The 2,632-nt window shown below is 65.4% G+C and carries 2 protein-coding genes and 1 pseudogene; 1 reads left to right on the top strand and 2 read right to left on the bottom strand.

All coding sequences use genetic code 11. From position 1 onward, the window contains the following. Positions 1 to 923: pseudogene (locus ACWEKS_RS49060) on the bottom strand (Fe-S oxidoreductase); the annotation flags it as partial. Between the two features lie 377 nt (positions 924 to 1,300). Here ACWEKS_RS49060 and ACWEKS_RS49055 point away from each other — a divergent pair. Further along, positions 1,301 to 2,008: a hypothetical protein gene (locus ACWEKS_RS49055; protein ID WP_452346564.1), complete on the top strand. Its 708-nt coding sequence runs from the start codon at positions 1,301 to 1,303 to the stop codon at positions 2,006 to 2,008. A gap of 90 nt (positions 2,009 to 2,098) precedes the next feature. Here the strand turns inward: ACWEKS_RS49055 and ACWEKS_RS49050 are convergent, their stop codons facing one another. Beyond that, the gene (locus ACWEKS_RS49050; RefSeq protein ID WP_452346563.1) at positions 2,099 to 2,623 is read right to left on the bottom strand and encodes an NRDE family protein; all 525 of its coding nucleotides are present in this window, start codon (positions 2,621 to 2,623) and stop codon (positions 2,099 to 2,101) included. Positions 2,624 to 2,632: the final 9 nt, after the last annotated feature.

Below are 2,632 nucleotides of genomic sequence, written 5' to 3'. Positions count from 1 at the left end.
CACTGCGACTGACAACGACCACACTCGGTACACGTCGTGACGTCGAGAATGTCCTTCCACGAGAAGTCCTCGAACCTACCCACACCGAAGGTGTCGTTGTCCGGATCGGCGGTCTCCATCTCGATCGGCTTACCACCCGACATCATCGGCTTGGCCGCACCCAGGGCGACATCACCGTCGGCCTCACGCTTGAAGTAGATGTTCGGGAAGGCGGCGAACCGGTGCCACGCCACACCCCAGGTGACATTGCGGCCGACCAGCAGCAGGAAGGTCGCACCGGAGACCAGCTTGATGAACGCGAAGATCGACACCATGATCACCGAGTCGGGCAGCAGCTTGGCGACCTGCTCGGTGAAGAAATCGCTCCAGGTGTGGGATTCGTGGTAGGTGGCGATCTTGCCCGCCTTCACGAAGGTCATGCCCAGGCCCTCGACGAGGACGATCGCCTCGATGACGTACGCGGGTGCGAACCGGGAACCGCTGAACCGGGACAGCCGCTGCGGCAAGCGCGGGTGATTCAGCTGGCGGATGACGATCAGCACCAGAATGCCGATCACCGTTCCGATGCCGAGGATCTCGTCCACCAGGTGGTAGATGCCCCAGGACCCGACGATGGGCCAGTGGAATTCGGGGTCGAAGATCTGGCCGTACGCCTCGAACCACAGGATGAACCCGGCGAGGAAGCCGATCATGACGAGCCAGTGGGCCCAGCCGACCGTGCGGAATTTGTTCATGCGCGTGTGCGCGAGGAATTCCACGATCATGGTCTTGAAGCGGGGGAAGAATGGCCGCCAGCGATCGGGTGCGGACTGTCCGACCATGACGGTGCGCGCGATGTTCCGCACACCTCCGATGAACGATGCCCAACAGAAGACTGTGAACACCGCCCCAATCGTGCCCAGCGTCACTGTCAGGGCATTCATGTCGCGACCTCTCTTACGGTTCTACGAGCGTCTTGCGAGGCAGCCTGGTTCCGCCTCGAGTTGCTCGTATCCTAATGGACGGTAAGTTACCCGCCGGTAACTTAGCTGTCCAGGGTTTCCCACACCGTAAATCCCGGCAAATCGGTGCAGTAACCAAGGGCAGGCTTACTCGCGAAACGCGGTGTCCAGCAGAAAGAAACGGATCTCGCAAATCGTAGGGTGATCGACTAGGCTCACGCTGTCCAACAGCTGTGCGCGTCTTCACATGCTCGGGGAGGACTCGTCCTAGCGCGTGGCATGGCCCGAGGGAAGCCGGGCCTCGCGTGGCGAAGAGGCGCACAGCGGATATACCTCGTGACGGATTGGATACCAACCGAATGAAGCTTCGCAGTACCACTGCGGCTGCTGCCCTGGTCATCGGCGCAATGACCATCGGGATGACGACCGCCCACGCCGACGATGCTCCCGCACAGCCTGCTGGAATCAACTACTCCACCAAGCTGGTCGATGGCAAGACGATCGTCTCCACCCTGAAGAACGGCACCTTCGAGCTCGCCCAGCAGGACGGCGCGACGCCCGAGGACCCGAAGGTCACTGTGGTGAACGTCAAGGACCAGCAGGGCGCGACCGCCATCTCCTTCCCGCTGAAGTTCGACGCCAACGGCACCGACATCCCGGTCAAGTCCGAGATCAAGGACGACGGCAAGGTGCTCGAGGTGGTCCCGGAGAAGCCGGAGGGCTACCAGCCCGGCACCACCGTGCTCGCCGCCAAGCCGATCGCCTCGGCGGACGAGAACCAGAAGGCGATGAGCAACTTCTCCACCCAGTTCGGCCTGGCCATCGGCATCGGCAGCTTCGTGGGCACGGCACTCGGCGCGCTGATCGGCTGCGTCGTGACCATCGTGGCCGGCTGCGTTCCCGGCCTGGTGGCCGGTGCCGGCATCGGCGGCATCCTCGGCACCATCGCCGCGGGTGGCCCGACCCTGGTCGCCGCGGGCATCGGCCTGCTGCAGACCCTGCAGGCTCCGGACGGCACCACCCAGTGGGCCACCACCAGCAAGCCCGCTCAGGTCACCCAGAACTGAGCCACCGCCGGGGTTTTCGAGCCCCGGCACGCTGAACCCGTTCGGCCCGCCTCGCTCGTCGCAGGCGGGCCGAACGCGTTGGCGGGCCGATCAGGCCGGTAGCTCCAGCCGGCCGTCGAACGACACCGTGTCGCGGCGGCGGGCGAACCGGGCGAAGGTGCGCTCGGTCATCACGTAGCTGCCGTCCTCACGCACCAGAAGAACTGTGCTGCATCGGGTTCCGTGCACGGGATGATCGACGAAGCGCGCGGAGGCCGCGCGTTCGGCGAGCGGGTCCGGTCCGGTCTCCGGCAACTGGGAGGCGGCGGCGGGGGTGCGGTCGGCCAGGACGGCCAGATAGCTCTCGACATCGCCCGGATCGGCCGCGGCCACGGCGGCCAGCGCGCGCACGCCCGCGCGGACCTTGGGCCAGGCCGGATCGTCGGTGCCGGTCGATACGCTGCCGTCGGGTTCGAGGAATCCCACGAGCGCATTGTTGGACAGGCCATGGAAGCCCGGCGCGAGTTCGCGCGGGGTCCGGTCGCTCCGATTGCTGTGCCACCACAGCGTTTCCAGATCCGAGACCACCAGGTTGTAGCCGTTGTAGTCGTCGGGGGCGGCCGCGAGGCCGCGCACGAACATCTA

This window comes from Nocardia sp. NPDC004711, assembly GCF_053601595.1.
Note: the sequence above shows the minus strand (reverse complement) of the source record. Positions and strands in the feature narration are given on the sequence as shown.

Coding starts and splice junctions, on each gene's coding strand:
- ACWEKS_RS49055 (WP_452346564.1), top strand. CDS start 1,301: ATGAAGCTTCGCAGTACCACTGCGGCTGCTGCCCTGGTCATCGGCGCA.